The following is a 25,393-nucleotide window of genomic DNA, read 5'->3' on the forward strand; positions in this document are numbered from 1 at the left end:
CACGGCGGGAACCACCGTGCGAGCGGCCGGCGGCGCGAACCACGGTGCGGACTACGGAGCGAAGAGGATCTCGCGGCACCGCTCCCAGGAGGCCGGGTCGGCCGCGACGAGCAGGCCGTCCGTGCCGCCCGGGGCCTCGGGGCGGTAGGGGGTGCCGTCGAGACGGGCGGCGCGGCCGCCGGACTCGGCCACCAGGAGGGAGCCGGGGGCGTGGTCCCAGGGCAGGGTGCGCCAGTAGAGCACGAAGTCCGTGTTGCCGTCCGCGACTTCGGGGTACTCGATGCCGGCGGCGTGGCGCCCGTCGGTCAGGCCGCCGAAGGCGGTGGCGTTGGACTCGATCAGACGGCGGCGGGCCGGGTCCAGGAACCGGCTCTTCACCGAGCCGCGCCAGGCGGCCGGATCGTCGCCGGCGGGCGTGCGGGTCAGCCGGTGGCCGTCGCGCCAGGCGCCGGAGCCCAGTTCGGCGGTGTAGGTGGTGTCGGTGGCCGGCTGCCGGATCCAGGCGGCGACGGTCCGGCCGTCGCGCACCAGGGAGACCATCACCGCGTAGTCGGGGCGGCCGGCGACGAAGTTGGCGGTGCCGTCGACGGGGTCGACGAGCCAGACGGCCGGTTCGGCGTGCAGGGCCCGGGCGAGTGCCGGGTCGGCGGCCACCGCCTCCTCACCGACCACCGGGACGGGCAGCAGCTCGCGCAGCCGCCGCGAGATGATCAGCTCGGCCTCGCGGTCGGCGACGGTGACCACCTCGCCGGGGGCCTTCTCCATCACCTCGCCGGAGGCCAGCGCCCGGAACCGGGGCTCCACCGCCTCGGCCGAGGCCTCGGCGATGATCTCTGCCACCTTCTCCATCAGCACGTGCGCGCTCCCTTCGCTGCTACCACCTTCGCACGCCAGTGCGGTTCCGGTGCACGGAGGGCGGCCGCCGACGGCCGGCGGACGGCGGACCCGGGTGTCCGGTCCCCGCCGTCCGTCGGCCGTCCGCCGCGCGGCGGCCGCCGACGTTCCGTCCGACGCCGGCGGCCGCCCCTCGGCGGCCTCCCGTCAGTGCTGCTCCGCCGGGCTGTCCAGATAGTGGAAGCCCGGGCGGGGGTGCATCAGGAACTCGTGGTGCGAGATGTTCCAGGCGTACGCCCCGGCCAGGTCGAAGAGCACCCGGTCACCCGCGCGGAGGCGGGCGGCGGCCGGGGCCGCGTGGGCGAGCACGTCCTTGGGGGTGCAGAGCTGGCCGGTCAAAGTGGCCCGGCCGGTGGTCACGGCGGGCCGCTCCCACGGATGGGGCCACTCCTCGACCCGCAGGATGTCGAACGGCTGGCTGTGGCCCCGGGTGGCCGGGGTCCGCAGGTGGTGGGTGCCGCCGCGGACGACCACGAAGTCTTCGCCGTGGCTGCGCTTCACGTCCAGCACCTCGGTCGCGTACCAGCCGCAGTACGCGGTGAGCGCCCGGCCCGGCTCGATCCGCAGGACCGGGCCGGGGTGGCGGTCCAGCAGCTTCCCGAGGCCCTCGCCGAACGTGGTCCAGTCGAACCGGGCGTCCGGGTCGGCGTAGTCGACGGCCATGCCGCCGCCCACGTTGACCTCCTCCAGCGCGAAGGCGTGCCGCTCGGCCGAACGGGTGGACCAGCCGACGATCTGCTCCGCCAGCGCCAGCTGTTCGGACGCGGCCAGCCCGCTCGCCAGATGGGCGTGCACACCGCGCAGCCGCAGCTGCCGCCGGACCGGGGCCAGCGGGCCGACCGGCTCGGTGAGCAGCCGCATCGCCGCCTCGGCGCGGTCCGGGTCCAGCCCGAACGGGGTCGGGCGCCCGCCCATCGCCAGCGCGACCGAGTCCAGCGCACCGGCCCCGACCGGCAGGTTCACCCGCAGCAGCACGTCCACGGTCGCGTCCGGCCGGTCGGCCAGCACGGCGGCCAGCCGGTACAGCTCCTGTTCGCTCTCGACGTGCCAGCGGTGCACACCGGCGTCCACGGCGGCGGCGATCTCGGCGGGCGTCTTGCCCGGCCCGCCGAAGGCCAGCCGGGCGTCCGGGACGGCCGCCCGGACGTGCGCCAGTTCGCCTCCGCTGGAGACCTCGTAGCCGTCCACGGCCCCGCCCAGGGCGGCCAGCACCGGGGCCTCGGGGTTGGCCTTGGCCGCGTAGTACAGCTCGACCCGCTCCGGCAGGGCGGCCCGGACGGCGGCGGCGTGCGTCCGCAGGGCCGCCAGGTCGTAGACGTAGGCGGGCAGTTGTTCCGGGTCCAGCTCCGCGACGTGGCGGTGGACGGCGTCGGTGGCGGTCATCGGGTCCTTCCGGCGGCGACGGGCGGGGCCTGGACGGGCTGCGGGATCCGGGCGGTAGGTGGGAGGGGGGCCGAGGGCGGTCCGGGTACGGCCGACGCGGCGGCGCCGTGGGCGGCCTCCGCCAGCACGGAGCGGGCCAGCGGCGAGGCCATCCGGACGTAGCCGGCCGCGCGGTCGGCCTTGCGCTCCCAGCGGGTGAGCAGGTTGGCCTTGCCGGGCAGCGGCACGCCGGCCAGCAGCGCGCGCAGCCGGGGCGGGCGGCCGTGCTCCGCCGCGTACTCCTCCAGGACGCGGCGGACCGCCTCCCAGAGCGCGCCCTCCGCCGCCGGGTGCAGGTCGGCGACGGCGGCCAGCAGTTCGGCCACGTGGTTGACCAGCAGGCAGTAGACCACCCGGTCCCAGCCGCGCTCGGCGTCGTAGGCCATCGGCCCGGCGACCTCGGGCGGCAGTGCGGCGAGCAGTTCGGCGTGCCGCTCGGGGACGAGCTTCGTCCCCTCGAGGTCGCGGAAGAGCACCTGGGCCGGGCGGCCGGACGCGTCCACGCCGATCAGGACGTTCTGCAGGTGCGGTTCGAGCACCACGCCGTGGTCGAAGAAGGCGGACAGCACCGGCGGGAGGAGCAGGCGCAGGTAGGCCGTCCACCAGTCGAGCGCCCGGGCCGGGTCGGCCGGGTCGGACAGCAGCCGGGAGATGTGCGCCGAGCTGGTCGGGTACTCGTCGGCGACGGCGGCGGCCAGCAGCGGGGTGAGGTCGGGGCGCAGCGAGGCGCCGAGGCCCTCGCGGACGATCAGGCCGAATCCCTCGTAGAGCGCCCGGTCGGGCCGGCCGTCCGCGCCGGGCAGGGCGAGCGTGCGGAACGCCGGCTCGCGCAGCACGGCGGCGTCCGGGAACCGCTCGGCCAGGTCGGCCAGGACCGGGGCGAGCAGCCGGGTGAGGGTGACCGCGCCGGTCAGCTCGTAGGCGGCGTTCTTGCGCAGGCAGTTGGTGATCCGCACATTGAGGCTGAACTTGAGGAACGCGCCCGCGCCGTACAGGGTCCGGACCGAGGCGGTGGCCGCGAACGGGGTGCCGCCGGGGCCGAGGTCGATGATGTCGCCGCGCTCCAGTGCCCCGCGCAACAGCGGGTGGTCGCCGATGAGTTCGTACTGCCAGGGGTGGGCGGGCAGCAGCCGGTAGCCGTCCCGGACGGCGCCGAGGCTGTCCAGCAGGGCGGTCGCGGCCGGGTCGGCGGAGGCCTCGGCGATCAGCTCCTGCCGTACCGCGAGGTGGCGCAGCGGGAATTCGGCGCGGGCCTCGGGGGCGTAGTCGCGCCAGTCGCCGCGTTCGGCGGAGCGGGACTTGGGCGCGGGGTGGAACCGGTGCCCGAACAGCAGGGCCTGCTCGGACTCCAGGTAGCGGTTGGGGCCGGGCGCGGGGCGGCCGGCCAGGGCGGTGGAGACCGCGGTGTGGCTGGAGGTGAGCTGGCCGAGGAACTCCTCGTTGACCGTTCCGGTGCGCAGTTCCAGCTCGCCCTGGATCTGGCGGGCGAGCTCGTGCCAGTCCAGCTCGCGCCAGCCGCCGCGGTGTTCCTCCTCCACCGGTCCGGTGAAGCGGTGTGCGCCGATCAGCGAGGTGCGGCGCAGCGCCACCCGGAGCAGGGTGCCGCGCCGGGGGAGGCGGATCAGCAGGCGGCCGTCGGTGACGGCGGTCTGGTGTTCGGGCGCGGACACCTCGCGCAGCAGGCAGTTGAGCAGGGTATGGACCACGGCATGGTCGGCGGTGGGCAGTTGGTGCGTCATGAGCGACTCCAACGCTGGCGGGAGTGGGAGGAGAGTGCGGTGGCCGCGACGGCGGCCAGGAGTGCGGCGGCGGTGCCGACCAGCACGGGGGAGGTGGTGCCGAACCGGCCGTTGACCAGCGCCGCGACGGCGCCGGCGGCCACGGCGCCGCCCTTGGAGACGAATTCGAGCGAGCCGAACAGTCGTCCGGGTGCCCGGCCGCGGCAGGCCTCGGCGGCGAGCACCGAGAGGCAGACCAGGCCGAGGGTGAGTCCGGCGCCGAGCAGCAGTCGGACGGCGACGAAGGCCGGCAGCGAGTCTGCCACGGCGTGCCCGGCGAGGCCGAGCGCGACGAAGCCGAAGCCGAGGGCGATGCCGGTGTGCGGGCGGTGCAGGAAGGTGGTGTGGGTGCGGGCCGCGAACGCCAGGTAGCACAGGTGGGGCAGGGCGAACAGCACACCGGTGGTGGTGCCGGAGACCCCGGGGAGGCGTTCCTCGGCCAGGGCTATCAGATAGGGGAAGGAGATGATCGTGGCGAAGACGAAGGCGAACTCCAGGCCGTAGAGGACGCGCAGGGGTGTGCGGCTCTTCGGTCCGGCGGCGGTGGCGCTCGTCGGCGTGGCCGCGGTCGCGGCCGTCCCGCCGTCGCCGCCGGTCAGGTCGGCGGGGTCGACGGCGGGGCCGACGGCGGGGCCGATGGCGGGGTCGGAGGCCGTCTCGGCCAGGGACTCGGCCCCGTCCCCGGTTCTCGTCCCGGCCCGGCCCGGTTCGGGCAGCAGGGAGAGGAGCACCGCCGCGGTCAGCGGCAGTACGGCCATCAGCAGGTACTGCCGGTGCGGGTCGATCCACGGTGACAGCAGGCCGACCAGGACCGGTGCCGCCACCAGCGCGGCCCGTGCGCTGCCCTGCATCAGGGTGAGTGCCCGGGACAGCCGGGCGCCGTCGAGGGCGGCGGCGAGATAGCCGTTGGTCGCGGCGAAGGTGCCGCCGAGGAAGCCCTGGAGCACCAGTGCGAGGGTGAACGCGGGCAGCGAGTCGGCGGCTCCGGCCAGCAGGAAGGAGACGGCGAGGCCGAGTTGGGCGCGCAGCAGCAGTCGCTTGCGGCCGTACCGGTCGGCGAGCCGCCCCCACAGCGGGGCACCGAGGGCGCTGAACACGGTGGGCACGATGTACAGCACGCCCGCCCAGTGGCCGTCCTGGTCGCCGAGTCCGGGCAGGATCGTGGTCAGGTAGGGCGGCAGGCCGAGGGCGGCGAAGGAGGCGACGAAGTAGCAGGCGGCCACGGCGTGCACCTGGCGCCGGCCGAGTCCACCGGGTGCGGCGGCGTCGTGTTCGGACTGCCGGGGCAGTGCGTCGACGGTCACTGCCCGGGGCCTGGCTCGGCGGCGGAACTCCGGTACGGAAGCAGGTAGTTCGGCCCGTCGGTGTAGTGCTTGTTGATGTCGGCGGCGCCCGAGCGCCGCTTGCTGAGCAGGGTGCCGGCGGTGACCATCGCCTTGACCGGGAGCCGTTCGGCGTCGAGCAGGGCGGTGCGCAGCGGTTCGGCGGCCGCTCCGGTCCGCTCGACGGCCTCGGTCAGCCGCTTGCGAAGCAGGGCGAGCAGCTCGTCGAGTCCGGCCCGGCCGTGGGCGGCGAGGCCGAAGGCGAGCGAGCCGGTGCACAGGTGGCCGGTGATGGTGGTGAACAGGTCGGTGAGCCGCCGGTCGTCGTCGCCGAAGATCCGGGCGTCGTCGAACTCCGCACGGGCGGGGGCGTGTTCGCCGAGGGAGGCGGTCATGCGTCCGGTGTGGACGCGCGGACCGTCGTCGTCCTTGTAGAGCAGGCGCAGGCCGCCGTCCCGGTCGAGGACGAGCGAGGTGTTCTGCTGGTGGGACTCCAGGGCGATGCCGTGGCCGAACAGCGTGGTCTGCCAGTCGAGCAGCAGCTCCAGCAGGGCGTCGTAGAGGGCGACCGGGTCGCCGCCGTGGAACCGGTCGGCGAGCCGGTCGACGACCAGGCGTCCGGCGCCGGCCCCCGCGACCGGTGCCGGTGCCGGGGCGAGCAGCGCGGCCAGCGGGACGGTCACGGACCGCTCCAGCCCCTGCGGGTAGCGGCGCAGCAGCACCGCCAGCAGTTCGTGTCCGGCGTGGGCCCAGGTCTGCTCGTCGGCGTGCAGGATCCGCCCGGCGAAGCGGGGTTCGCGTGCCAGCACGGCCTCGACCAGCCGCTGTCCGGCGGCGCCGTCGACCAGTGTGCCGGGCTTGATGGTGCGGCGGTTGAGCCGGCCGAGGGTGGCGGTGGCGAGCGGCAGCTTCAGATGGTGGAGCGGGTCCTCGGCGACCGCGACCGTGCGCATCGAGAGGGTCGGGACGACGGTCAGGTAGGGGCGTTCGGCGAGTACGGCGCGGCCGTCCAGGCCGGTGGCGCGCAGGGCTTCGTCCAGGGCCGGGCCGACGGTCAGCGGGTGGACCGGCAGGGTCTCCCAGGCGGCGTCGCCACCGGGCAGGTCGAGGCCGAGCCAGCTCGGGGTGGGCCACCAGCGCGGCAGCGGGCGGTCGCCGTGCCGGGCGAGCGTGCCGGTCGGCAGGGCGAGCCAGCGAAGTTCGAAGGCGGGGTGGAACTCTGGTGCGTACGCGCGCAGTTCGTGCTCGTCGAGGCCGGAGCGGCCGCGCGAAGTCGGGTAGACCGGGTGGTCGAGGAAGGCGGCCAGGGTGTCGTGGCCGAGCGCGGCGGCGGGGCCGGTCCAGTCGGCCGGGTCGGCGCCGTAGAGGTCGGTGAGCGCGGTGTGCACCTCGGTGCGCACCCGCTCGTGCAGTTCCACGGTGGCGAGGGTCTGGCGGCACTCCTCGGCGAACGCGGTCCAGCCGGGCCGGTCCTCGGCGTCGGCGCGGGCGGCCAGCGCCGTCAGCGCGGCGTCCAGCTCCTCGACCGGGAGGCCGTCGGCCTCGACCAGCGGCAGGCGCGCGCCGTACTCGCTCTGGAAGCCCTCGGCGGCGACGGGGACGGCGATGCCGTGCTCGGCGGCCACCAGCCAGGCGCCGTCGGCCCGGTGCTCGACCGTGCCGCGGGTGCGCAGTCCGAGCACGTCCTCGCGGACCAGGGCGGACAGGACCCGGAGGGTGAGCAGGCCGACGGGGGAGTCGGCACCAGTTGTGGCGCCGCCAGCAGTTGTGGCGCCGGCGGCAGGGGTGGCGCCGACAGTAGGGGCGGCGCCGGCGGCAACTGCGGCGCCGGCGGAGGGCGGGGTGGCGGCGCTCACGGGGTGATCTCCCAGCGGTTGGCGGCCACGAACCGGGCCACGGCGGCGTCGACGGCGGCCTGCTCGGGGCCGACCGCCCAGATCACGCCCAGATAGTCCCGGTTGGTGCGGTAGTGCTCGTGCCGTTCGCCGACCGGGCGCAGCGGCCGGTAGGCGAGCCGGACTCCGTCGGCGTCCTCGTCGTGCGGCCCGGGGGCGGCGGTCAGGGTGCCGGCCCGGTCGGCGCAGACCACCTCGTTGCGGGCGCGCAGCCGGGTGGCGGCGCAGCGTTCGCCGAGGTCGGCGGGGAGTTCGAGGCCGAGGTGGGCGGCGAGGATGTGCTCGAACAGTGGGATGCCGAGGATCTCGGCCAGCATGAGGTCGCACTGGTCGCCGATGGCGCGGTAGTTGACTTCGATGATCCTGGCCCGGCCGTCCGACTGGACGACGAACTCGGTGTGGCAGGCGCCGAGTCCGACCCCGAGCGCGTCCAGCTGGGCCAGGACCTGGGCGACCGCGGCGGAGGGGTGCGCGGGGACGAACTCCAGCATCTCCTCGACGAAGTCCGGCGGCGGGGAGAGTCTGGTCCGGAACCCGCCGAGGACGTGCCGGCGGTGACCGTCGCCCAGTGTCTCCAGGGTGCACAGCCGCCCCTCCAGGAACTCCTCGACGACGAGGGCGGCGCCGGGGCGCCGGTGCTGGATCTCCCTTGCGCGCCGGACCAGTTCCTCGATGTCGGCGACCAGCGAGACGTCCTCGCTGGCGACACCCTCACGCGGTTTGACCACGACGGGGAAGGGCAGGTCCGCCGTGCGCAGTGCGGACGGGTCCTGCTCCGGGGCGAGTTCGACCGAGCGGACGGCGTCGAGGCCGGCGGCGGCGAGGTGCCGGCGGAGCTGGCCCTTGTTCTTGGCCCGGAGGGTGGCCTTCCAGTCCTTGGCCGGGAGGCCGAAGTAGTCGGCGGTGAGCGCGGTCTGGGTCTGCAGGTGGTCGCTGTTGCTGAAGACGGCGAACGGCGCGTCGGCGGTGCCGGTGGCCCGGAGCCGGGAGATCAGCCCGATCACCTCGCGGAAGTCCTGGACGTCGCACTCGGTCACGTCCGGTGCGAACTTCTTCCCGGCGTAGGCGAGTCGGTGGGCCTCGGCGTGGTCGGTGAGGACGGTGACGGCGAGGCCGAGGCGGGCGGCGGCCGGGAGGAATCCGTCGGTCACCGAGTCGGTCGGATTGAGGGCGAGCAGGTAGAGGCGCATGGCAGGGCGGGTCCTCTCCGGGGGGCGGGCGAGCGGGCGGGCGAGCGCGAGGAGCGGGCGGGAGGGGCGAGCGGGAGGGGCGGGCGCGGGCGGTCCGGGGGGCGGCCGTCGGCCGTCCCCCGGCCCCCTCGCCGCCCGTCCGGGCGTGGGCCCCGGGCCTACTTGGGGGCGTCGACCCCCGCGGCCTTGGCGATGTCGGCCAGCATGGCGTCGGCGGCCTGGACGCCGATGCCCGACATCCAGGTCTCGTCCGGCACGTTGAACACGTGGTTGTTCGTGACGGCGTTCAGGCCCTTCCAGACCGGCGTGTCCTGGACCTCGCTCTGCTTGGTCTTGGACGGGTCGTCGGCGACGGTGACGAAGACCAGGTCGGCGTCGGCCTGGTTGATCTGCTCGGCGCTGACCTCCAGGATGTTCTGCTCCACCTCCTGGGAGGCCGGGCGGGTCAGGCCGACGTCCTTCAGCACGACACCGCTGAAGGAGGCCTTGGCGTAGAGGCGGGTCGGGCCGGCCACGAACCGGACCACCGAGGCGTTCGGCATGGTGCCCTCGTTCTTCGCCTTGATCGCCTCGCCGAGCTTCGCGGCACGGGCCTCGTAGTCGGTGAGGGCCTTCTTGGCCTCGGCCTCCATGCCGAGGGCCTGCGCGTAGAGGGCGAGGTTGGCCTTCCACGGGAATCCGGTGGTCTCGGCGAGCACGGTCGGGGCGATCGCGTTGAGCTTGTCGTAGACCTTGGCGTGCCGGACCTTCGAGGAGAGGATCAGATCGGGCTTCAGGGAGGCGATCAGCTCCAGGTTCGGCTCGTTCATCGGGCCGACGTCCTTGGTGTCCTTGATCTTGTCCTTGAGGTAGTTCGGGAAGCCGCCCTCGGTCTTCATGTGCGGGGAGACCGCGCCGACCGGGGTGATGCCGAGCAGGGTGACGTCGTCCAGCTCGCCGCTGTCCAGGACCACCACACGCTTGGGCCGGGCCTTGATCTCGGCGGTGCCGGCCGCGTGGGCGACGGTGCGCGGGAAGACGGCGGCGGCACCGGCGGCGGCCGTGGCTTCGCCGGCCGGCTTGGCGCTGTCGGCGGCCTTGCCGTCGCCGTTGCTGCCGCAGGCGGCGAGCAGGGTGGTGGAGAGGGCGACGGCGAGCACGGCGACGGGCAGTCTGCGGGCGCGGGCGGAGCGGTTCATGAGGGGTTCCTTGTCTCTGTTTCGGGGCAGGGCGGGGCGCCGGAACGACCCGCGCGGGGCGGGCACGGCCGGAGGCGGGGGGAACGGAGCCCGGGAGGGAAGCCTCAGCGCTCGGTAGCGGCAGAGGTCGCCGGGGCGGCCGGGGCGGCGGCGACCGCCGGGGCGGCCGCGGCGGTGGCCCGTCTCGACCGGGCCCGGGGCACGATCAGCGGAGTCCCGGTCTCCGGATCGGGCACGACCCGGCAGGACACCTGGAAGACGCTCTCCACCAGTTCTGCGGTGAGGACGTCCCCCGGCGCCCCGGCGGCCGCGAGCCGGCCGTCCTTGAGGACGACCAGGTGGTCCGCGTACCGGGCGGCCTGGCCGAGGTCGTGCAGCACCATGACGACCGTCCGCCCGGCCTGCGCGTGCAGGTCGGACACCAGGTCGAGGACGTCGAGCTGGTGCCGCAGGTCGAGGAAGGTGGTCGGCTCGTCGAGCAGCAGCAGGTCGGTGTCCTGGGCCAGCGCGAGCGCGATCCAGGCCCGCTGCCGCTGGCCGCCGGAGAGCCGGTCCACGTGCTGGTCGCGCAGTTCGGCCATGCCGGTGCGGGCGAGCGCGTCCTCCACCGCGGCTTGGTCGGCCTTGGACCACGGGGTGAGCATGCGCTGGTGCGGGAACCGGCCGAGCCGGACCAGCGCCTCGACGGTGACGGCCTCCGGGGTGACGGGCTGCTGGGGCAGCAGGCCCATCCGCCTGGCGAGCGAGCGGGCCGGCATCCGGTGGATGTCGGAGCCGTCCAGGGTGACGGTGCCGGCGGCCGGGTCCAGCAGGCGGACGAGGCCGCGCAGCAGGGTGGACTTGCCGCAGGCGTTGGGGCCGACGACGGCGGTGACGGCGTTGCCGGGCAGTTCGAGGTCGAGGCCGTCCACGACGGTCCGGTTGCCGTAGCGCAGGGCGAGGCCGTGCGCGGCGAGGCGGTTCGCCGACCGGTCGGCGTCCGCGGCGCCGGTCGCGCCGGTCGCGCCGGGTGCGCCGGTCGCGCGGGTCGAGCCGGGTGCGCCGGTGGTGGCCTCGGCCGCGGTGGTCACGTCGGGGGTCATCAGCTGTTCCTCCGGGGGAGCCGGCCCTGGCGGATCATCAGCACCAGGAGCCAGGGCGCGCCGAGGGTGGCGGTGACGGCACCGACCGGCAGGCCGTGGACGGGGATCACATGGAGCACGAGGAGGTCGGAGGCGAGCAGCAGCAGCGAGCCGGTGAGGGCGGTGAGGCCGAGCGTGCCGAGGGTGGGCGGTCCGGCGAGCAGCCGGACCAGGTGCGGCACGGCGAGCGCGACGAACGCGACCGGCCCGGTGAGCGCCGCGGCGAGGGAGGCCAGGGCGATGGTGAGCAGGAGCAGCAGGACGCGGTCGCGCCGAGGGTCGAGCCCGAGCCCGCCGGCCGAGTCGTCGCCGAGGTCGAGGACGGCCACCCGGCGCTGGGTGAGCACCACGGCGGCGGTGGTCAGCGCGACGGCGGAGCCGCCGATCCAGACCTCGTCCCAGTTGCGGCCGTAGAGGGAGCCGGTGGTCCACTGCATCGCGGAGGAGGCCAGCTCGGCCGGGAACCGAACGATCATCAGATTGACGGCGGCGGCGAGGCCCTGCTGGACCGCGAGCCCGACCAGGACCAGCCGGGTGACCGCCATCCGGGAGCGCCAGGCGAAACCGCCGAGCAGCAGCGCGGCCAGCAGTCCGCCGCCCAGTGCGGCCGGCGGGACGAGTTCCTGCGAGGCACCGGTGGCGAGCACCAGGACCGCGCCGAACGACGCGCCGCCGGTGACGCCGATGGTGTCCGGCGAGGCGAGCGGGTTGCGGAACAGGCGCTGGAGCATCGAGCCGGCCACCGCCAGCCCGGCGCCCGCGATCAGCGCGGAGACCACGCGCGGGGCACGGAACTCCTGGACCACCAGCACGTTCCCGGGGTCGCCGGATCCGGCCAGCGCGCTCAGCGCCTCCCAGACCGTCATCCTGACCTGCCCGGTGCCGAGCGCGATCCCGGTGAGCAGGACGAGCAGGACGGCGGCGACCACCGACCAGCCGGCGGTCCGGGCGCGGCGCCGGGCCGCGGAGGTGCCCGGTCCCGGGGCGGCGGAACGGGCCGGGGCGGCGCCGTCGCCGGCGGCCCCGCCGGGAGTCCGGTCGAGGGGGCTCCGGCTGCCGGGGGTCCGGTCGCCGGGGGTCCGGTCGCCGGGGTTCCGGTCCAGGGCGGGGGCGTTCATCGGGTCACCTTGCGGGCCAGGACGGCGAGCAGCGGCGCGCCGAGGAAGGCCGTCACGATGCCGACCTCGAGTTCGGAGGGGCGGGCCACCAGCCGGCCGAGCACGTCGGCGGCGAGCAGCAGCACCGGACCGGCGATCAGGCAGCCGGGCAGCAGCAGCCGGTGGTCGTTGCCGAGGAACGGCCGGACCAGGTGCGGGGCGGCCAGTCCGATGAACGCGACCGGCCCGGCGACGGCCACGGCGGACCCGGCGAGCAGGACGACGGCCAGCCCGCCGACCACCCGGATCCGGGCCACCGGCACGCCGAGCGACTGGGCGCTCTCGTCGCCGAGCGCCAGCGCGTTGAGCGCGGGCGCGACGGCGAAGGAGGCGAGCAGGCCCAGCGCCAGGAACGGCAGCACCGGCACGAGGGTGTCCAGGTGCCGGCCGGCGACCGACCCGGCCAGCCAGAACCGGGCCTCGTCCAGGGTGCGGTGACTGGCCAGCATCAGCGCGGAGGTCCACGAGGTGAGGACCACCGTGAGCACGGTGCCGCCGAGCGCGAGCCGGACCGGGTCGAGGTCTCCGCCCTGCCGGGACATCGCGTACGCGGCGACGGCCGCCACCGCCGCTCCGGCGAAGGCGAACCACACGTACTCGACCGGGCGGGTCAGCCCGAAGGTGTAGATCGCGGCGACCACGGCGAAGCTCGCGCCGGCGTTGATGCCGAGGGTGACCGGCGAGGCGAGCGGGTTGCGGGTGACGCCCTGGGCGACCGCCCCGGCGACGCCGAGCGCGGCCCCGACCGCGAGGCCGATGAGCGTCCTCGGCACCCGAAGGCCGGTCACCACATCCGCGTCGCTGCCGTGCTGACCAGCCGTCAGGGCGTCGACCACGGTCCCCAGCGGTATCGTGCGGGAGCCGAGGGCCAGGCTCAGCGCCGCACACAGCGCCAGCAGCCCGAGTCCGGCGACCAGCACCAGGGGGAGCCGGGCCGCTGAGCGGATTCTCGGTGCCGGGCTCGGACGGGCCGGCGGATCGGTGGTGAGCACGGGGCGAGATATTAGGTTAGGTATACCTAAGTCAGTCAAGTCGCGGCTGGATTGGTACGTACCGGGCGAGTCGGGGCACGGACGGCCGGGGTGGCGCGAACCGGCCGGTGAGTGCCTATAAGGTGAGGCTCACCTAACACGATCTCGGGAGTGCCGGTGATCTTCTCGGGTCCGCCCCTGCCTGCCGCCGTGCCCGTCGCACCACGTCCCGCGAATCCGCTGGACACCGACTACCGGCTGCTGCTCGACCTCTGCCCGGTCCTCCGGGTGCGGCTGCTCGCGGCCGACGAGCCCGCCCCGGCGCGTGCGCTCGGCTGGTACTCCGCCGTGGAACTCGCGACCGATCCGGACGCGCTGGCCGCGGCGCTGGCCGGCGAGGCCGCGCGGATCGCCCCGGTCGCCGCCGGGCACGGCACCGCGCCGCGCCCGCACGTCGCCGCCTCCCGGCTGCTGCACCACTACCTCTGGTCGGTCTGCGTGCTGATCGCCGGACCCTGGCGGCTGGCGGGTCGCGTCCCGTCGATCGACGGCGCGAACCTGTGGTTCCACGCTCCCACGGGTGATTTCGCGCTGCGCCCGGACGCCCACGTCACCCTCCCGGGCGAGGACGAGCTCCGGGCCGAGCTGCGCGCCGCCGTCGTCACCCACGTCGAACCGCTGTTGGCCGCGTTCGCCGCTCCCACCCGGCGCGGCACCCGGGCGCTGTGGGGCATGGTCACCGACGACCTCGCCTCGGCGATCTGGTACCTGGGCAAGCGGCTCGACGAGTCGGCCGGGTCGGCGGTCCCGGCCGAGGAGGACGCCGCCGTCGCCGCCGCGGCGGCCGTGCTCCCCGGTCGCACCGACCCGCTCCTCGGCGCCGCGGACTTCCGCGTCCTGTGCGGGGAGGACGGCCGCACCCACCACACCCGGACCCGCCTCGGCTGCTGCCTCTACTACGCGATCGAGCCCGGCCGGGCCTGCGTCACCTGTCCCCGCACGGGGGACGAGGAGCGCCTGCTGCGGCTCTGAGGGACCGCCGACGGACCCGGGGCCACCTCGGTAGGCTCGCTCGTCGTGATCGACTCCACCATCCACGTCCGCGTCGCGAGGCCGTCCCGGGACCTCGCGGCGGCCGAGCGCTTCTACGTCGACGGCCTCGGCCTGGCCGTCCTGTGGCGCACCGCCGAACACGTCCCGGGTGAGCACGACCTCCTCATGGTCGGTCCGCCGGGCGGCGGTTGGCACTTCGAGCTGACCCACGACCCCGAGCGGCCGATCGAACCCGCGCCCACCGTCGACGACCTCTTCGTCGTCTATCTCGGGGTGCCGGTGGACGAGGCGCTGGTCCGGCGCCTGGAGGCCGCCGGTGGTACGCGGGTGCCCTCGCACAATCCCTACTGGGACGAACACGGTGTCACGGTCGCCGATCCGGACGGCTACCGGCTGGTGCTGTGCACCCGGCTCTGGGTGTCCTGAGCGTTCCGGGCGCCCGCCCCGATCGGCGGTGCGGCCCTGCGGCCCCTGTGGCGGTGCGGCAGTGCGCAGTGCGGCGGCGCGGGGGCCGGTGGACGGATGGCGGACTTCTCACGGTCCGTCATCCGTCGTCGCTGGTAGGTCGGTTGTCGTCCTTCGTGCGGGGTCGTTCGCGTCAGGCCGGAAGATCCGCGAGGTGCTTGAGCTCGTCCCGGACGGACTCCCGCTCCTCCGCGGTGAGCCCCTCGGCGGTCGAGCCCGCCCGCCGGGTGAAGGCTTCGGCGCTGGCGCCGTCCGCCAGGCGGTGCGCCAGGTCGGCGCGCAGCGCCAGGATGCGGAACAGCAGCACCGGGGCGGGCGGCCCGTCCGGTGATTCCAGTGCCCGGTCCAGCACCCGGGCGGCCGCGGCCGGGTCCTCCTGGGCGTCGGCGAACAGTGCGGCGTGGTGCAGCGCCTTCGCGAACGGCTCCTCGGGGGACGGGCGGTGGTGCTGCCCGGCCCGGATCGGCTGGCCGATCCGCAGGCAGTTGCCGCCGGGGTCGGTCATCAGGAACTCCCGTACGCCGGAGAGCGTGTCGGCGATCGCCCCCAGCCGGGGCAGGCCCTGGCTCGGCACCCGCCCGTAGGCGGACCGCAGGCCCTCCTGGAACGCCGCGTGCAGCGCGTCCACGTCGTCGGTGCGGACCAGGCAGGTGCTGTGGCTGGCGTCCGGGTCGTACTGCTGCATGCCGAAGAAGTGCAGCTGGATTCCACCGCGTTGGACGACCGCGTAGGGGTCGGGACTCAGCTGATGGTCAGTCACTTCGAAGCCCAGTGCGGTGTAGAAGTCGAGCACCGGTGCGAGGGTCTGGCAGGGAAGGATCGGTACCGTCGATTCGGCCATGCTCGCTGACTTTACCCCTGGTTGACCGCGAAACGGACGCTTCCGCTCAGATGTCGCCCCGGGGGCGGCCGGGTTCGCGCACCGGGTGCGGTCACCGGCGGCCGGGCCGGGCGTGCGGCGGGACGACGCTCGACGGGCGGCGGTGGCAAGTTGTTCGACCATCACCCGCGCCCCGGTGGCACCTTCGTCCCGGACCCCGTCCGCGTCGGCGAACCCGTTGCGCCGGTACAACGCCTCGGCGGGTGTGTTGCCCACCGGCACGGCGAGCCGCAGCGAGGTCCGGCCCGTCCAGGGTGCCCGTCGGCGGCGCCCGGGAGCGGACGCGACCCCGCGGCTACCCGACGACGGCGGTCGCGCCGGTGGCTTCGGGGGCGTCCGGTGCGGAACGGCGGCGCGCCTCCCACTCCCGGCGGAGCAGGCCGAACAGCAGGCGGTCGTAGCGGACCCCGGCGAGCAGCACGGCGTCCCTGCGGCGCCCCTCCTCCTGGAAGCCGAGCCGGGCGAACGCCCGGGCTGCCCGGGTGTTGCCGCTCCAGGTGTCCAGTTCCAGCCGGTTCAGCGGGAACATCCCGAACAGGTGGTCCACCAGCAGACCGAGGGCCTCGGAACCGTAGCCGTGGTCCCAGAACTCCCGTTCGCCGATGAAGATCCCTACCTCGGCGACGCCTTCGTACGGGTCGACGCCCCGGTAGTCGACCATGCCGATCGGGCGGCCGCCGGTCTTCTCCTCCACGGTGAGGACGCCGCTCTCGCGCGGGTCGAGGCGCAGGATCCGGCCGAAGCGGTCCGCCAGCGCCTCGGCGGTGGTCGGGCCGAAACGCGGGTCGCCGGCCGCCGCCAGCCGCACCACCTCGGGGTCGTTGCGCCAGCGGGGCTGGTGTTCCGCGTCCTCCGCGCGCAGGGCGCGCAGCCGTACCGCCGTACCTTCGATCATGATCGGATGGTAGGCCCCGCGTCGCGTTCCCGGCACCCGCGTTCCCGGCACCCGCGTTCCCGGCACCCGCGTTCCCGGCACCCGCGTTCCCGGCACCCGCGTTCCGTGCGGCCGGGCACCGCCGTCCCGGGGCTCCGCGACCCGGGGGCGCCGGGGCCCGTCAGCCCACGGTGACCCGGACCTCCTTGCCGGCCAGCGCCCGGCAGGAGGCCGGGTTCTGCGCCTCCTTGCAGCTCGCGAGGTCGACGTACCGCCAAGTGAGCGTGGTGGTCCCGGTGGCGGTGGCGGTCCAGCTCTGGCGGACGGTGTGGCCGCAGCCGGCGGTGTTCGGCGCGCAGGTGCTCTGCTTGCTGTCCGCGTCCCGGCGCAGCAGCGCGGTGTCGCCCCCGTCGACGAGCCGCCAGCCGTGCGGCAGCGGCGCGACCCGCACGTCCACGCCGACCGTCCGGCCGACGGCGAGGTGGACCTCGCTCGGCTCGAACGCGGGCTGCTTTCCGCCGCCCACCGCCTCCGCGTCGAGGTCGGGGGGCAGGGCCAGCAGGGCGGCCGGGGCCGCCTCGCCGGAGCCGCTCGACGAGCAGCCGGTCACCCCCGCCAGTCCCGCGCCGACCACGAGGGCCGCCAGGGCGGTGGTGGTGGCGGTGCGGGCCGTGCGCCTCCTCACGCCGTCCCTCCCGCCCGCGCGTCCCGGCGCAGTTCGATCAGCGCGGCGACCTCGGCCAGCCAGCGCGCGAACAGGTGCTCGCGCCCCACGTCGGCCCCGGTCGCCGCCGCGGCCCGCAGCCAGCCGCGGACGAGCGCGGTGCCGGGCTCGCCGATCACCGGCTCGGGCAGCGCGAGCGCGGCCCCGAAGCCGCCGGCCCGCACGTGCCGGGCCAGGAAGCCCAGGGGGTACGGGCCGATGCCCGCCGCTTCGGCGCGGTGCGCGGCGGCGATGGCCGCCTCGGTGAACAGGGCCTGGCGCGGACCGCCGGCCAGCAGCAGACCGCGGGTGACGGCGGCGGGCACGTCGAGGTCCGCCAGCTCGGCATCGGACCGGACGGTGGTCATTTCGGCAGCTCCAGGGCGGTCGACTTGTCGAGCGGGTGGTCGCCGGGGGTGAGTCCGCCGAGCCGGCTGTTGATGAACTGCTCCTCCGTCACCCAGGAGGTGAAGCCCCACGGGTTGTAGATCTGGAGCTTGTCGCCGTCCCGGCCGATGATCATCATCTGGTGGCCGGAGTCCTCGTTGCGGACGGTGATCGGCACCGGCAGGCCCTCGTCGACGGACTTCTCGATCCGGGCCACCGCGGCGCGCCGGTCCTCGTCGCTCTTCAGCTCGACGTGCTCGTAGTCGGCGCCGGTCGCCCGGCCGAGGTCCTTGTCGGCGAGGTAGGTCTGGGCGGTGGCGCCGAGCCCGGCGTCGACCTGCGGGTAGACCTTCTTGTTGCCGTCGGCCCGCTGGCCGTCCCGGTACTCGCCGAGGTAGGCCTCCTGGAGGCGCCGACCGAAGTTCTCCGGCGAGTCGGCCCCGGGGGTGTCGGGCGTGCCCCCGGTGGTGAGCCGGAACATCAGCAGCGGGTCCAGCTTGGCCTGTGCGATGACGGTGGAGGCGGCCACGCAGTCGCTGACGTTGCGCTGCGAGTAGACGCCGTAGCCGTCGATGCTGACCGGCTGCCCCTGGTAGGTGACGTCGAGGTTGTCGGAGGACTCGCGCCGGGTGTCGTCGGTGGACGTGGCGGGTACCAGGTGCTGGGCCAGCCAGGCCGGATCGTCGCCGTGCGGGTGGATCTGCGCGTCGAACCGCTGGATGTCCGCGACCGGGTGCCCGGCCGCCAGCGCCTTCCACAGGTAGGCGGACTCCTCGGGGGACCTGGCGCCGGAGAGCAGCGCGCGGAACGCCGCCTGGTCGGCGCCGGTCATCACGCCGAGCACCTGGTTCGCCCGGTCCAGCTGGTTGGGGGTGAGGATGTAGTCGCCGTCCTCGCCCGCGCCGGGGTTCTTCTCGGTGGCCAGCACCACCGCCGCCAGCGGGTCGATCGAACCGTCGCCGGCCCGCGCGGCGCGGGCCCGGGCGGCGAGCTGGCCGAGCTTTCCGGCGGTGCCGGTGCCGCAGCTCTCGGCCCGCCGTGCGGCCGCGAGCCGGGCGTCGACGCCGGCCAGCGCCGTCTCCCGGGCGCCCTGGTCGAAGCCGGCCGGGTCGTGCCGGGCGCGTTCGCCGGCGTCGTGCAGCTGCTGGCGGCCCTGGGCGTCGGTGGACTTCGCCCACTGCAGGTCGTTGGCCCAGGCGTCGAGCACCTTGGCGGCCTCGGCCAGGGTGTCCTTGGAGGTCGTGGTCTCGGCCGACATGGCGTGCACCGCCTGGGTCGCGTGCTCGGCGACCGAGCCCGTCCACACCGAGGGCAGCTGGTTGGCCGCCACCCCGGACAGATCGGTGGTGGCCTTGGCGAAGGAGGCCGCCGCCTTCGCGTAGTCCTGCGCGCGGGTGCGGACCGCCGCCGGGTCGCCGACCGGCTCCGGGACGGCGAGCGCCTCCTCGATGCCCTGCAGCAGGTGCAGGTTGGCCAGCACGAACGTGAACTGCTCGATGCTGTGCCGCGCGTGCTCCAGATCCTTGACCTTGCTCACCGGCCGCCGCCGGCGGGCACCAGGCCGGAGGCGACGGCGTGCTCGGTGTCGCGGTAGTTCGCCGTGGTGGTGGCCATCTTCTCGGACAGCTCCTCCAGCGCGCGCTGGGTCACGCCGATCTCCTTCGACCAGGCGGTGTCGAAGGCGGACCAGGCGCGGTCCACGCCGAACTCGCCGAAGGCGGTGGACGCGTAGCAGACCGAGCCCGCGTAGGCCGTCCTGGCCTCGGCGATGTCGGTGGCCGTGCGGCCCAGTTGCTCGGCGACGCCGTTCAGGCCGCCCACATTGACGTGGTAGCCGTCCCGGCCGGCCGATCCGCCGGTCCCGGAGCCGTTGACGGTGCCGCCGGCGGGGCCGGGCACTGTTCCGTCGCTCATGTTCGTCGTTCCCCCCGTGCTGCGGGCCGTCCGCCGGCCCGGGTCGGTCGGCGCCGCAGTGGTCCGCGCGGCAGCCGAGCGGAGAGCCTAACGCCTGCCGCGGGCCGGGGGCCCCGCACGCCCGGCCCGCCGCCCGGGACCCGCGATTTCTTCACGCGGGGAGCGCGCGGGCTCCGCTTCGGGCCGCCCGTCCTTGGGGCGCTCTTGGGGTTCGGCGTCCGCGTGGACCGGGTGGGCAGAGGGCGCTCTTGGGGTTCGGCGTCCGCGTGGACCGGGTGGGCAGGGGTCAGCCGACGAGGTCGTGCCGCATCCGATCGAGGATCAGGCCCGCCCCGGTGTAACCGATGCCGAGCATCCAGAGGTTGTCGTCGACCTGGTGGACCCGGCCGCCGCGCACGGCGTCGAGGCCGTTCCACAGCGTGCCGCCGACGATCCTGGCCTGGTCGGACTTCGCCGGGTCGCCGTAGACCGAGTAGAAGATGACGTCGGCCGCGGCCTGGTCGACCTGCTCGGGGCTGATGTCCAGGGAGAAGCCGGGCTTGTCCTGGTTGGCGGGGCGGCCGAGGCCCACGTCGAGCAGGATCGAGCCGATGAAGGTGTCGTTGAGGTACAGGCGGGTGGGCGCGCCGGCGAGGAACCGGACCATCCCGACCTTGAGCGCCGCGGCCTTCTCCGGCCCGCCGAGTGCGGCGACCAGTTCGGCGGCCTTCGCCCGGTACGCCTGTTCGGCGGCCGCCGCCTCCGCCTGGCGCCCGAGCGCCTCGGCGTGCAGCCGGACGTTCTCCTTCCAGGCCGGTCCGGTGGTCCTGCTCAGCACGGTCGGCGCGATCCTGGACAGCTCGTCGTAGCGCTTGTCGTCGCGGACCTGGTTGCCGAGGATCAGGTCGGGGCGGAGACCGGCGATCACCTCCAGCTGGGGCGAGCCGATGACGCCCACGGCCTTGACGCCGGTGAGGCGTTCGGCGGGCAGGTAGGCGGGGAGCGGCGCGCCGGCGGCGACGGTGGTGGCGCCCACCGGGGTGAGGCCCAGGGTGACGGCGGAGTCGAGCGCGTCGGTGTCCAGGACGACGACCCGGCGGGCCCGCGGTGGCACGGTGCTCTCGCCGCGGGCGTGCCGCACCGTGCGGGGGGTGCCGGTCGTGCCGACGGTGTCGGTGTCGGTGTCGGTGTCGGTGCCTCCCGCCGTGCCCGGCCCGTCGGCCGCCGCCGGGCCGTCGGACCCGCAGGCGGTGAGCGCCGCGCCGGCCGCCAGCCCGGCGGCCAGCACGAACAGTCCGCGACGGGTCGGGGCGAGGCGGGCGGGGGCGGGGCCGGCGGGGCCGGAGCGGGTGGGGGCGGGAAGCGAACGGCGGTGGACGGGGGCGTCGGGCATCGGGCGACTCCGTTCGGGCGGCAGGCGGCGAGGCGGCTGATCCCTGCCCGGTGGCACGGATCGTTACGCCTGCGCGACCGTCAGTCGCTCTCCCGGTGCTCCAGGCGCTGCCGCAGCAGTTCGTCGTACTCGGCGTGCACCCGGCGGTCCATGGCCAGGGCGAACTGGGCGTCGGTGACCGTACGGGCGAGCGGGCGGATCCGGAGGATCTGCTCCGTCAGCCGGGCGGCCTCGCCGGGCGGCAGGGGGGTGTCGGCGGACAGCGCGCCGAGCACGTGCTCGCGCACCAGGGCGGTGAAGATCTCGGCTATCGCCGTCACGTGCTCCTGGGTCCGCCGGCTCGCGGCCAGCACCACCGACAGCGGTACCCCCTCCGCCACCAGCGCCGTGGTGGCGTCCATCAGGCGGCGGCTGATGTGGGTGATCCCGTCGTCCTCGACGGTGATGAAGCCCTGGTCGATGGACTCGGCGGTGTTCTCCTCGGTGAGCTGGTCGCCGAAGGCCGCCTTCAGCTCGTCCCAGTCGAGATGGACCGCGGTCTCGTCGGACCAGGGCGCGACGAGGGCCGCCTCCAGGCCGATGAGATCGGCGACGTCCCGCCCGCTCTCGCCGGCGCCGATCAGTTCGGCGATGCCGCCGAGGGTGTGGCCGCGGTCCAGCAGCTCGGCGATCATCCGCAGCCGGGACAGGTGGGACTCGCCGTACCAGGCGATGCGTCCCTCCTTGCGGGGCGGCTGGAGCAGCTTCCGCTCGCGGTAGAAGCGCAGCGTACGGGTGGTGATCCCGGCCGCTTCGGCCAGCTCCTCCACCCGGAACTCGCGTTGTCTGTCCTCGGGGGCAGCTTCGACCTTGTCCACGGCGCTCAGCATAGGACCGGCGCCGCCCCGATCGGAGCGGTCGGGCTTCTTCCATCAAGTGTCAACAAGGGCTACCCTGCCAACCGTGCCAGTGATTGCTGGCACGGTTGGCGTGATCCGCGCCGCGCCGAGCAGCGGCGACGTGCGCCCCACGGTCCCCCACCCCCAGGAGGACGCCGCATGGCATCCAGCACCAAGCGCCCCCGCCCCCGAGCCTCCGAGGCGCCCGCCCAGGACCGGTCGCGCACCGCACCCGGGGCCGTCGAGCCGGACGCCGTCGCGCCGGAGGCGGTCGAGCCGGACGTCGTCGCGTCGGAGGCGGTCGCCTCCGACGCCGCCGAGCCGGGAGCCGTCGAACCGGAGGCGGTTCCGCACGTCCGGGTCGCCGTCATCGGCTCCGGCTTCGGCGGCCTCGGCGCGGGCGTCCGGCTGCGCCGCGCCGGCATCACCGACTTCGTCGTCCTGGAGCGCGCCGACTCGGTCGGCGGCACCTGGCGCGACAACAGCTACCCCGGCTGCGCCTGCGACGTCCCCTCGCACCTCTACTCCTTCTCCTTCGCCCCCAACCCGGACTGGCCGCGCAGCTTCTCCGGCCAGCCGGACATCCGCGCGTACCTGGAGAAGGTCGCCGACGTCTTCGGCCTCCGCCCCCACCTGCGCTTCAACACCGAAGTCACCGAGGCCCGCTGGGACGTCGAGCGGACCCGCTGGCAGATCACCACGACGGCCGGCCGCTGGACCGCCGACGCCGTCGTGGCCGCCGCCGGACCGCTCGCGGACCCGCAGATCCCCGACCTTCCGGGCCTGGACTCCTTCCCCGGCAAGGTGTTCCACTCCTCCCGCTGGGACCACGACTTCGCCCTCGAGGGCAAGCGTGTGGCGATGGTCGGCACCGGGGCCTCCGCCGCCCAGATCGTCCCGGCGATCCAGCCGCAGGTGGGGAAGCTGACGGTCTTCCAGCGGACCCCGGCCTGGGTCCTGCCGCGCCGGGACCGGGCGATCACCGAGCTGGAGAAGCGGCTGCACACCCGCTTCCCGATCACCGCGAAGGCCCGCCGGGGCACCCTGTTCGCCCTGCGCGAGCTCCAGGTGGACGCGTTCGTCCGGCGGCCCGGCCTGCTCAAGCTGGTCCAGCGGCTCGCCGAACGCCACCTCGCCGACGGCGTCGCCGACCCGGCCCTGCGGGCCAGGCTCACCCCGGACTACCGGATCGGCTGCAAGCGGATCCTGCTCAGCAACACCTACTACCCGGCGCTCGCCGCCGCCAACACCGAGGTGGTCCCCGCCGGACTGCGCGAGGTGCGCGGCTCGACCCTGGTCGCCGCCGACGGCAGCGAGCACGAGGTGGACGCGATCGTCTTCGGCACCGGCTTCCACGTCACCGACATGCCGATGGGCTCCCGGGTGTTCGGGGCCGACGGCACGAGCTTCGCCGAGAAGTGGAAGGAGGGCATGGAGGCCCTGCGCGGGTCCACCGTGCACGGCTTCCCGAACTTCTTCTTCGTCATCGGCCCCAACACCGGGCTCGGCAACAGCTCGATGATCCTGATGATCGAGTCCCAGCTCAACTACCTGATCGACGCGCTGACCCGGCTAGACGAGATCGGCGCGACCGCGATGCAGCCCACCGCCCGGGCGCAGCGGCGCTGGAACCTCGAACTCCAGCACCGGATGGACCGCACGGTCTGGAGCACCGGCGGCTGCCGCAGCTGGTACCTGGACAAGAGCGGCAAGAACACCGTGCTCTGGCCCGGTTCGACCACCTCGTTCCGCCGTGCCACCCGCAGGGTGGACCTGACCGAGTACGAGCTGATCCTCCGCAGCGACGACCGGGCCGCGCCGTCCGGGCCGTCCGCGAAGTCCGCTCAGTCCGGGTCGTCCGCATCATCCGCGCCGTCCGTGCCGTCCGTGCCGTCCGCGTCGTCCGGGCCGTCCGTGAAGTCCGTATCGTCCGCACAACCGGGGCCGTCCGCGGCCGCCACCGGGACCGAGGAGGTCATGGCATGAGCCGCCGTCCGATCCCCGCCGACTGTCTCCAGCCGGTACCCGCGGAGGAGTTGGCCGTCCGGTCGGCCGACGGCACCCGGCTGCACGTCGAGGTCCACGGACAGCCGGGGGCGCCCACCGTCCTCCTCGCGCACGGCTGGACCTGCACGACCCACTTCTGGGCGCCGGTGATCCACCGGCTCGCCGACCGCTACCGGGTGGTGGTCTACGACCAGCGGGGCCACGGCCGGAGCGAGATCCCGTCGAGCCGGGCCCGCTACTCCACCCGCGCACTGGCCGAGGACCTGTCGGCGGTGCTCACCCGGGTGGTCCCGGAGGGCGAGCGGGCGGTACTGGCCGGGCACAGCATGGGCGGCATGACCGTCATGGCGGGTGCCGCCCGCCCCGAGGTCGCCGCGCGGACGGCGGCCGCCGTCCTGATCTCCACCGGGCCGTCCGACCTCCTCTCCGAGGTGCGGATCGTCCCGGACGCCGTCCGCCCGCCGGGGCTGCGCCGCTTCCTGCACCGGCAGGTGCTGCGGTCCCGACTGCCGCTCGGGCCGGTCGGACCGGTCAGCCGGGCCGGGCTCAAGTACGCGATCATGGGCGCGCAGGCGCCCGCCGGGCGCACCGAGGTGGCCGTCCGGATGGCGCACGCCTGCCCGACCGGCGTGCGCGCCAACTGGGCGCGGGTGCTGGACCGGCTGGACGTCCGCCCGGGGCTGGCCCGCCTCGCCGCGCCGACGGCCGTCGTGGTCGGCGCCGAGGACCGGCTCACCCCGCCGGTGCACGCGCACCGCATGGTGGCGGCGCTCACCGACCCGCAGGGGCTGCTCCTGCTGCCCGGGGTCGGCCACATGGCGCCGCTCGAGCGGCCGGCCGAGGTCGCCGCCGAGATCGACCGGATGGCGAGCGCCCACCTCCCGGCCCGGCCCGTCGCCGCCGGTACCGACCAGCCCGCCGCCGCCACCGCCGACCCCGAGAGGACCGCCGTCGCATGACCGCCACCCCACCGCTCTCCGCCCAGGTCGCCGTCGTCACCGGAGCCGCGCGCGGCGTCGGCGCCGCCCTGGCCCGCAACCTCGCCCGGCGCGGCGCCAAGGTCGCGCTGGTCGGCCTGGAGCCGGAGGAGCTGAAGGCCGTCGCCGCACAGTGCGGCCCGGACGCCACCGCCTGGGAGGCCGACGTCACCGACGTCGAGGCACTCACCGCTCTCGCCGGGCGGATCGAGGCGCACTACGGCCGGATCGACACCGTCGTCGCCAACGCCGGCATCGCCCTCGGCGGTCCGCTGCTGGACAGCGACCACCGGGCGTTCAGCCGGGTGATCGAGGTCAACCTGCTCGGGAGCGTGGCCACCGCCCGGGCCTTCCTGCCCCTGCTCGCCGAGAGTCGCGGTTACCTCCTGCAGATCGCCTCGCTGGCCGCGCTGACTCCGGCGCCGCTGATGAGCGCCTACTGCGCGAGCAAGTCCGGCGTCGAGGCGTTCGCCCACGCGATCCGGGCCGAGGTGGCCCACCAGGGCGTGAAGGTGGGTGTCGGCTACCTGAGCTGGACCGACACCGACATGGTGCGCGGGGCCGACGAGGACACGGTGCTCAAGCAGATGCGGTCCCGGCTGCCCTGGCCGGCCAACAAGACCTATCCGCTGGAGCCGGCGGTGGACCGCCTGGCCGCCGGGATCGCCCGGCGCTCCGCGCACGTCTACGCCCAGGCGTGGCTGCGCGGGATGCAGCCGGTCCGCTGGGCCCTGCCGTCGCTGATCGCCGCGGTCGGTTCGCGCGACGTGGCCAGGCTCGCGCCCCAGCTCGCCGCCACCGCCGCCTCCCGCCTGCGCCCGGTCGGCGCCGGCGGCGCGGCCGACAGCGCGGCCCGTTCCGACCGTTCCGGCCACTCCGACCGTTCCGGCCGGGACTGACGGTCGGCGTCCGGTGCAAGGCGTCCGGCTGACGGCCGGTGGGTCCGCGGAGCCAC

Annotated in this window: 23 protein-coding genes; 5 read left to right on the forward strand and 18 right to left on the reverse strand. The window is 75.1% G+C overall.

What is annotated here, in order from left to right:
* Positions 1-51: 51 nt before the first annotated feature.
* From ACIPYS_RS29735 to ACIPYS_RS29780, 10 genes are all read right to left on the reverse strand, one after another.
* A complete protein-coding gene (locus ACIPYS_RS29735) occupies positions 52-849 on the reverse strand; it encodes an inositol monophosphatase family protein (RefSeq protein ID WP_400751954.1) in 798 nt (265 codons plus the stop codon).
* A gap of 192 nt (positions 850-1,041) precedes the next feature.
* The gene (locus ACIPYS_RS29740) at positions 1,042-2,277 is read right to left on the reverse strand and encodes a type III PLP-dependent enzyme (RefSeq protein WP_400751793.1); all 1,236 of its coding nucleotides are present in this window, start codon (positions 2,275-2,277) and stop codon (positions 1,042-1,044) included.
* Positions 2,274-4,055: an IucA/IucC family protein gene (locus tag ACIPYS_RS29745; protein ID WP_400751796.1), complete on the reverse strand. Its 1,782-nt coding sequence runs from the start codon at positions 4,053-4,055 to the stop codon at positions 2,274-2,276. Before ACIPYS_RS29745 ends, ACIPYS_RS29740 begins: the two co-directional genes overlap by 4 nt.
* Entirely contained in the window at positions 4,052-5,398 is a 1,347-nt protein-coding gene (locus ACIPYS_RS29750) for an MFS transporter (RefSeq protein ID WP_400751799.1), read from the reverse strand. Before ACIPYS_RS29750 ends, ACIPYS_RS29745 begins: the two co-directional genes overlap by 4 nt.
* On the reverse strand, positions 5,395-7,272 hold the full coding sequence (locus ACIPYS_RS29755) for an IucA/IucC family protein (protein ID WP_400751802.1): 1,878 nt from the start codon (positions 7,270-7,272) through the stop codon (positions 5,395-5,397). The genes ACIPYS_RS29750 and ACIPYS_RS29755 overlap by 4 nt, the downstream gene beginning before the upstream one ends.
* Complete coding sequence (locus ACIPYS_RS29760) at positions 7,269-8,501, reverse strand: acetyl-CoA carboxylase biotin carboxylase subunit family protein (RefSeq protein WP_400751805.1); 1,233 nt, start codon at positions 8,499-8,501, stop codon at positions 7,269-7,271. The genes ACIPYS_RS29755 and ACIPYS_RS29760 overlap by 4 nt, the downstream gene beginning before the upstream one ends.
* A 158-nt stretch (positions 8,502-8,659) precedes the next feature.
* Complete coding sequence (locus tag ACIPYS_RS29765; protein ID WP_093859640.1) at positions 8,660-9,679, reverse strand: ABC transporter substrate-binding protein; 1,020 nt, start codon at positions 9,677-9,679, stop codon at positions 8,660-8,662.
* A 104-nt stretch (positions 9,680-9,783) separates the two neighbouring features.
* Positions 9,784-10,761, reverse strand: coding sequence for an ABC transporter ATP-binding protein (locus ACIPYS_RS29770; RefSeq protein WP_400751809.1), 978 nt, complete (start codon positions 10,759-10,761; stop codon positions 9,784-9,786).
* The gene (locus ACIPYS_RS29775) at positions 10,761-11,918 is read right to left on the reverse strand and encodes a FecCD family ABC transporter permease (protein WP_400751812.1); all 1,158 of its coding nucleotides are present in this window, start codon (positions 11,916-11,918) and stop codon (positions 10,761-10,763) included. The genes ACIPYS_RS29770 and ACIPYS_RS29775 overlap by 1 nt, the downstream gene beginning before the upstream one ends.
* Positions 11,915-12,904: a FecCD family ABC transporter permease gene (locus ACIPYS_RS29780; RefSeq protein WP_400751957.1), complete on the reverse strand. Its 990-nt coding sequence runs from the start codon at positions 12,902-12,904 to the stop codon at positions 11,915-11,917. Before ACIPYS_RS29780 ends, ACIPYS_RS29775 begins: the two co-directional genes overlap by 4 nt.
* 234 nt (positions 12,905-13,138) lie before the next feature.
* Here ACIPYS_RS29780 and ACIPYS_RS29785 point away from each other — a divergent pair, with 234 nt between their 5' ends.
* Positions 13,139-13,960: a (2Fe-2S)-binding protein gene (locus ACIPYS_RS29785; RefSeq protein WP_400751815.1), complete on the forward strand. Its 822-nt coding sequence runs from the start codon at positions 13,139-13,141 to the stop codon at positions 13,958-13,960.
* Positions 13,961-14,005: 45 nt separating this feature from the next.
* Positions 14,006-14,407: a VOC family protein gene (locus tag ACIPYS_RS29790; protein WP_400751818.1), complete on the forward strand. Its 402-nt coding sequence runs from the start codon at positions 14,006-14,008 to the stop codon at positions 14,405-14,407.
* Between the two features lie 172 nt (positions 14,408-14,579).
* Here the strand turns inward: ACIPYS_RS29790 and ACIPYS_RS29795 are convergent, their stop codons facing one another.
* From ACIPYS_RS29795 to ACIPYS_RS29830, 8 genes are all read right to left on the reverse strand, one after another.
* Positions 14,580-15,287 carry a VOC family protein gene (locus tag ACIPYS_RS29795; RefSeq protein ID WP_093859636.1) on the reverse strand — a complete coding sequence of 236 codons (708 nt, stop codon included), beginning with the start codon at positions 15,285-15,287 and terminating at the stop codon, positions 14,580-14,582.
* Positions 15,288-15,621: 334 nt separating this feature from the next.
* Positions 15,622-16,221: a GNAT family N-acetyltransferase gene (locus ACIPYS_RS29800; RefSeq protein ID WP_400751821.1), complete on the reverse strand. Its 600-nt coding sequence runs from the start codon at positions 16,219-16,221 to the stop codon at positions 15,622-15,624.
* 160 nt (positions 16,222-16,381) lie between these two features.
* Positions 16,382-16,885: a hypothetical protein gene (locus tag ACIPYS_RS29805; RefSeq protein ID WP_400751823.1), complete on the reverse strand. Its 504-nt coding sequence runs from the start codon at positions 16,883-16,885 to the stop codon at positions 16,382-16,384.
* On the reverse strand, positions 16,882-17,271 hold the full coding sequence (locus ACIPYS_RS29810; RefSeq protein WP_093859633.1) for a hypothetical protein: 390 nt from the start codon (positions 17,269-17,271) through the stop codon (positions 16,882-16,884). Before ACIPYS_RS29810 ends, ACIPYS_RS29805 begins: the two co-directional genes overlap by 4 nt.
* Entirely contained in the window at positions 17,268-18,827 is a 1,560-nt protein-coding gene (locus ACIPYS_RS29815) for a hypothetical protein (RefSeq protein WP_400751826.1), read from the reverse strand. The genes ACIPYS_RS29810 and ACIPYS_RS29815 overlap by 4 nt, the downstream gene beginning before the upstream one ends.
* Positions 18,824-19,204: a type VII secretion target gene (locus tag ACIPYS_RS29820; protein WP_400751829.1), complete on the reverse strand. Its 381-nt coding sequence runs from the start codon at positions 19,202-19,204 to the stop codon at positions 18,824-18,826. The genes ACIPYS_RS29815 and ACIPYS_RS29820 overlap by 4 nt, the downstream gene beginning before the upstream one ends.
* A gap of 286 nt (positions 19,205-19,490) precedes the next feature.
* Complete coding sequence (locus ACIPYS_RS29825; protein WP_400751832.1) at positions 19,491-20,576, reverse strand: ABC transporter substrate-binding protein; 1,086 nt, start codon at positions 20,574-20,576, stop codon at positions 19,491-19,493.
* An 80-nt stretch (positions 20,577-20,656) separates the two neighbouring features.
* Positions 20,657-21,445, reverse strand: a complete 789-nt coding sequence (locus tag ACIPYS_RS29830; RefSeq protein ID WP_093859629.1) for a MerR family transcriptional regulator — start codon at positions 21,443-21,445, stop codon at positions 20,657-20,659.
* Positions 21,446-21,613: 168 nt separating this feature from the next.
* Between ACIPYS_RS29830 and ACIPYS_RS29835 the strand changes: the two genes are divergently transcribed.
* The 3 genes from ACIPYS_RS29835 to ACIPYS_RS29845 are packed head-to-tail and all read left to right on the forward strand — an operon-like array spanning position 21,614 to position 25,337.
* Positions 21,614-23,440, forward strand: a complete 1,827-nt coding sequence (locus ACIPYS_RS29835; RefSeq protein ID WP_400751836.1) for a flavin-containing monooxygenase — start codon at positions 21,614-21,616, stop codon at positions 23,438-23,440.
* On the forward strand, positions 23,437-24,420 hold the full coding sequence (locus ACIPYS_RS29840) for an alpha/beta fold hydrolase (RefSeq protein WP_093859628.1): 984 nt from the start codon (positions 23,437-23,439) through the stop codon (positions 24,418-24,420). Before ACIPYS_RS29835 ends, ACIPYS_RS29840 begins: the two co-directional genes overlap by 4 nt.
* Positions 24,417-25,337 carry an SDR family oxidoreductase gene (locus ACIPYS_RS29845; RefSeq protein WP_400751839.1) on the forward strand — a complete coding sequence of 307 codons (921 nt, stop codon included), beginning with the start codon at positions 24,417-24,419 and terminating at the stop codon, positions 25,335-25,337. The genes ACIPYS_RS29840 and ACIPYS_RS29845 overlap by 4 nt, the downstream gene beginning before the upstream one ends.
* The last annotated feature ends 56 nt before the right edge of the window (positions 25,338-25,393 follow it).

The organism is Kitasatospora sp. NPDC089913, assembly GCF_044748625.1.
GTDB lineage: Bacteria > Actinomycetota > Actinomycetes > Streptomycetales > Streptomycetaceae > Kitasatospora.

Excerpts from the sequence above, each read along its gene's own strand:
- ACIPYS_RS29735 (WP_400751954.1), bottom strand. The coding sequence starts at position 849 with ATGGAGAAGGTGGCAGAGATCATCGCCGAGGCCTCGGCCGAGGCGGTG.
- ACIPYS_RS29740 (WP_400751793.1), bottom strand. The coding sequence starts at position 2,277 with ATGACCGCCACCGACGCCGTCCACCGCCACGTCGCGGAGCTGGACCCG.
- ACIPYS_RS29745 (WP_400751796.1), bottom strand. The coding sequence starts at position 4,055 with ATGACGCACCAACTGCCCACCGCCGACCATGCCGTGGTCCATACCCTG.
- ACIPYS_RS29760 (WP_400751805.1), bottom strand. The coding sequence starts at position 8,501 with ATGCGCCTCTACCTGCTCGCCCTCAATCCGACCGACTCGGTGACCGAC.
- ACIPYS_RS29765 (WP_093859640.1), bottom strand. The coding sequence starts at position 9,679 with ATGAACCGCTCCGCCCGCGCCCGCAGACTGCCCGTCGCCGTGCTCGCC.
- ACIPYS_RS29770 (WP_400751809.1), bottom strand. The coding sequence starts at position 10,761 with ATGACCCCCGACGTGACCACCGCGGCCGAGGCCACCACCGGCGCACCC.
- ACIPYS_RS29775 (WP_400751812.1), bottom strand. The coding sequence starts at position 11,918 with ATGAACGCCCCCGCCCTGGACCGGAACCCCGGCGACCGGACCCCCGGC.
- ACIPYS_RS29795 (WP_093859636.1), bottom strand. The coding sequence starts at position 15,287 with ATGGCCGAATCGACGGTACCGATCCTTCCCTGCCAGACCCTCGCACCG.
- ACIPYS_RS29800 (WP_400751821.1), bottom strand. The coding sequence starts at position 16,221 with ATGATCGAAGGTACGGCGGTACGGCTGCGCGCCCTGCGCGCGGAGGAC.
- ACIPYS_RS29810 (WP_093859633.1), bottom strand. The coding sequence starts at position 17,271 with ATGACCACCGTCCGGTCCGATGCCGAGCTGGCGGACCTCGACGTGCCC.
- ACIPYS_RS29820 (WP_400751829.1), bottom strand. The coding sequence starts at position 19,204 with ATGAGCGACGGAACAGTGCCCGGCCCCGCCGGCGGCACCGTCAACGGC.
- ACIPYS_RS29825 (WP_400751832.1), bottom strand. The coding sequence starts at position 20,576 with ATGCCCGACGCCCCCGTCCACCGCCGTTCGCTTCCCGCCCCCACCCGC.
- ACIPYS_RS29830 (WP_093859629.1), bottom strand. The coding sequence starts at position 21,445 with ATGCTGAGCGCCGTGGACAAGGTCGAAGCTGCCCCCGAGGACAGACAA.
- ACIPYS_RS29835 (WP_400751836.1), top strand. The coding sequence starts at position 21,614 with ATGGCATCCAGCACCAAGCGCCCCCGCCCCCGAGCCTCCGAGGCGCCC.
- ACIPYS_RS29840 (WP_093859628.1), top strand. The coding sequence starts at position 23,437 with ATGAGCCGCCGTCCGATCCCCGCCGACTGTCTCCAGCCGGTACCCGCG.
- ACIPYS_RS29845 (WP_400751839.1), top strand. The coding sequence starts at position 24,417 with ATGACCGCCACCCCACCGCTCTCCGCCCAGGTCGCCGTCGTCACCGGA.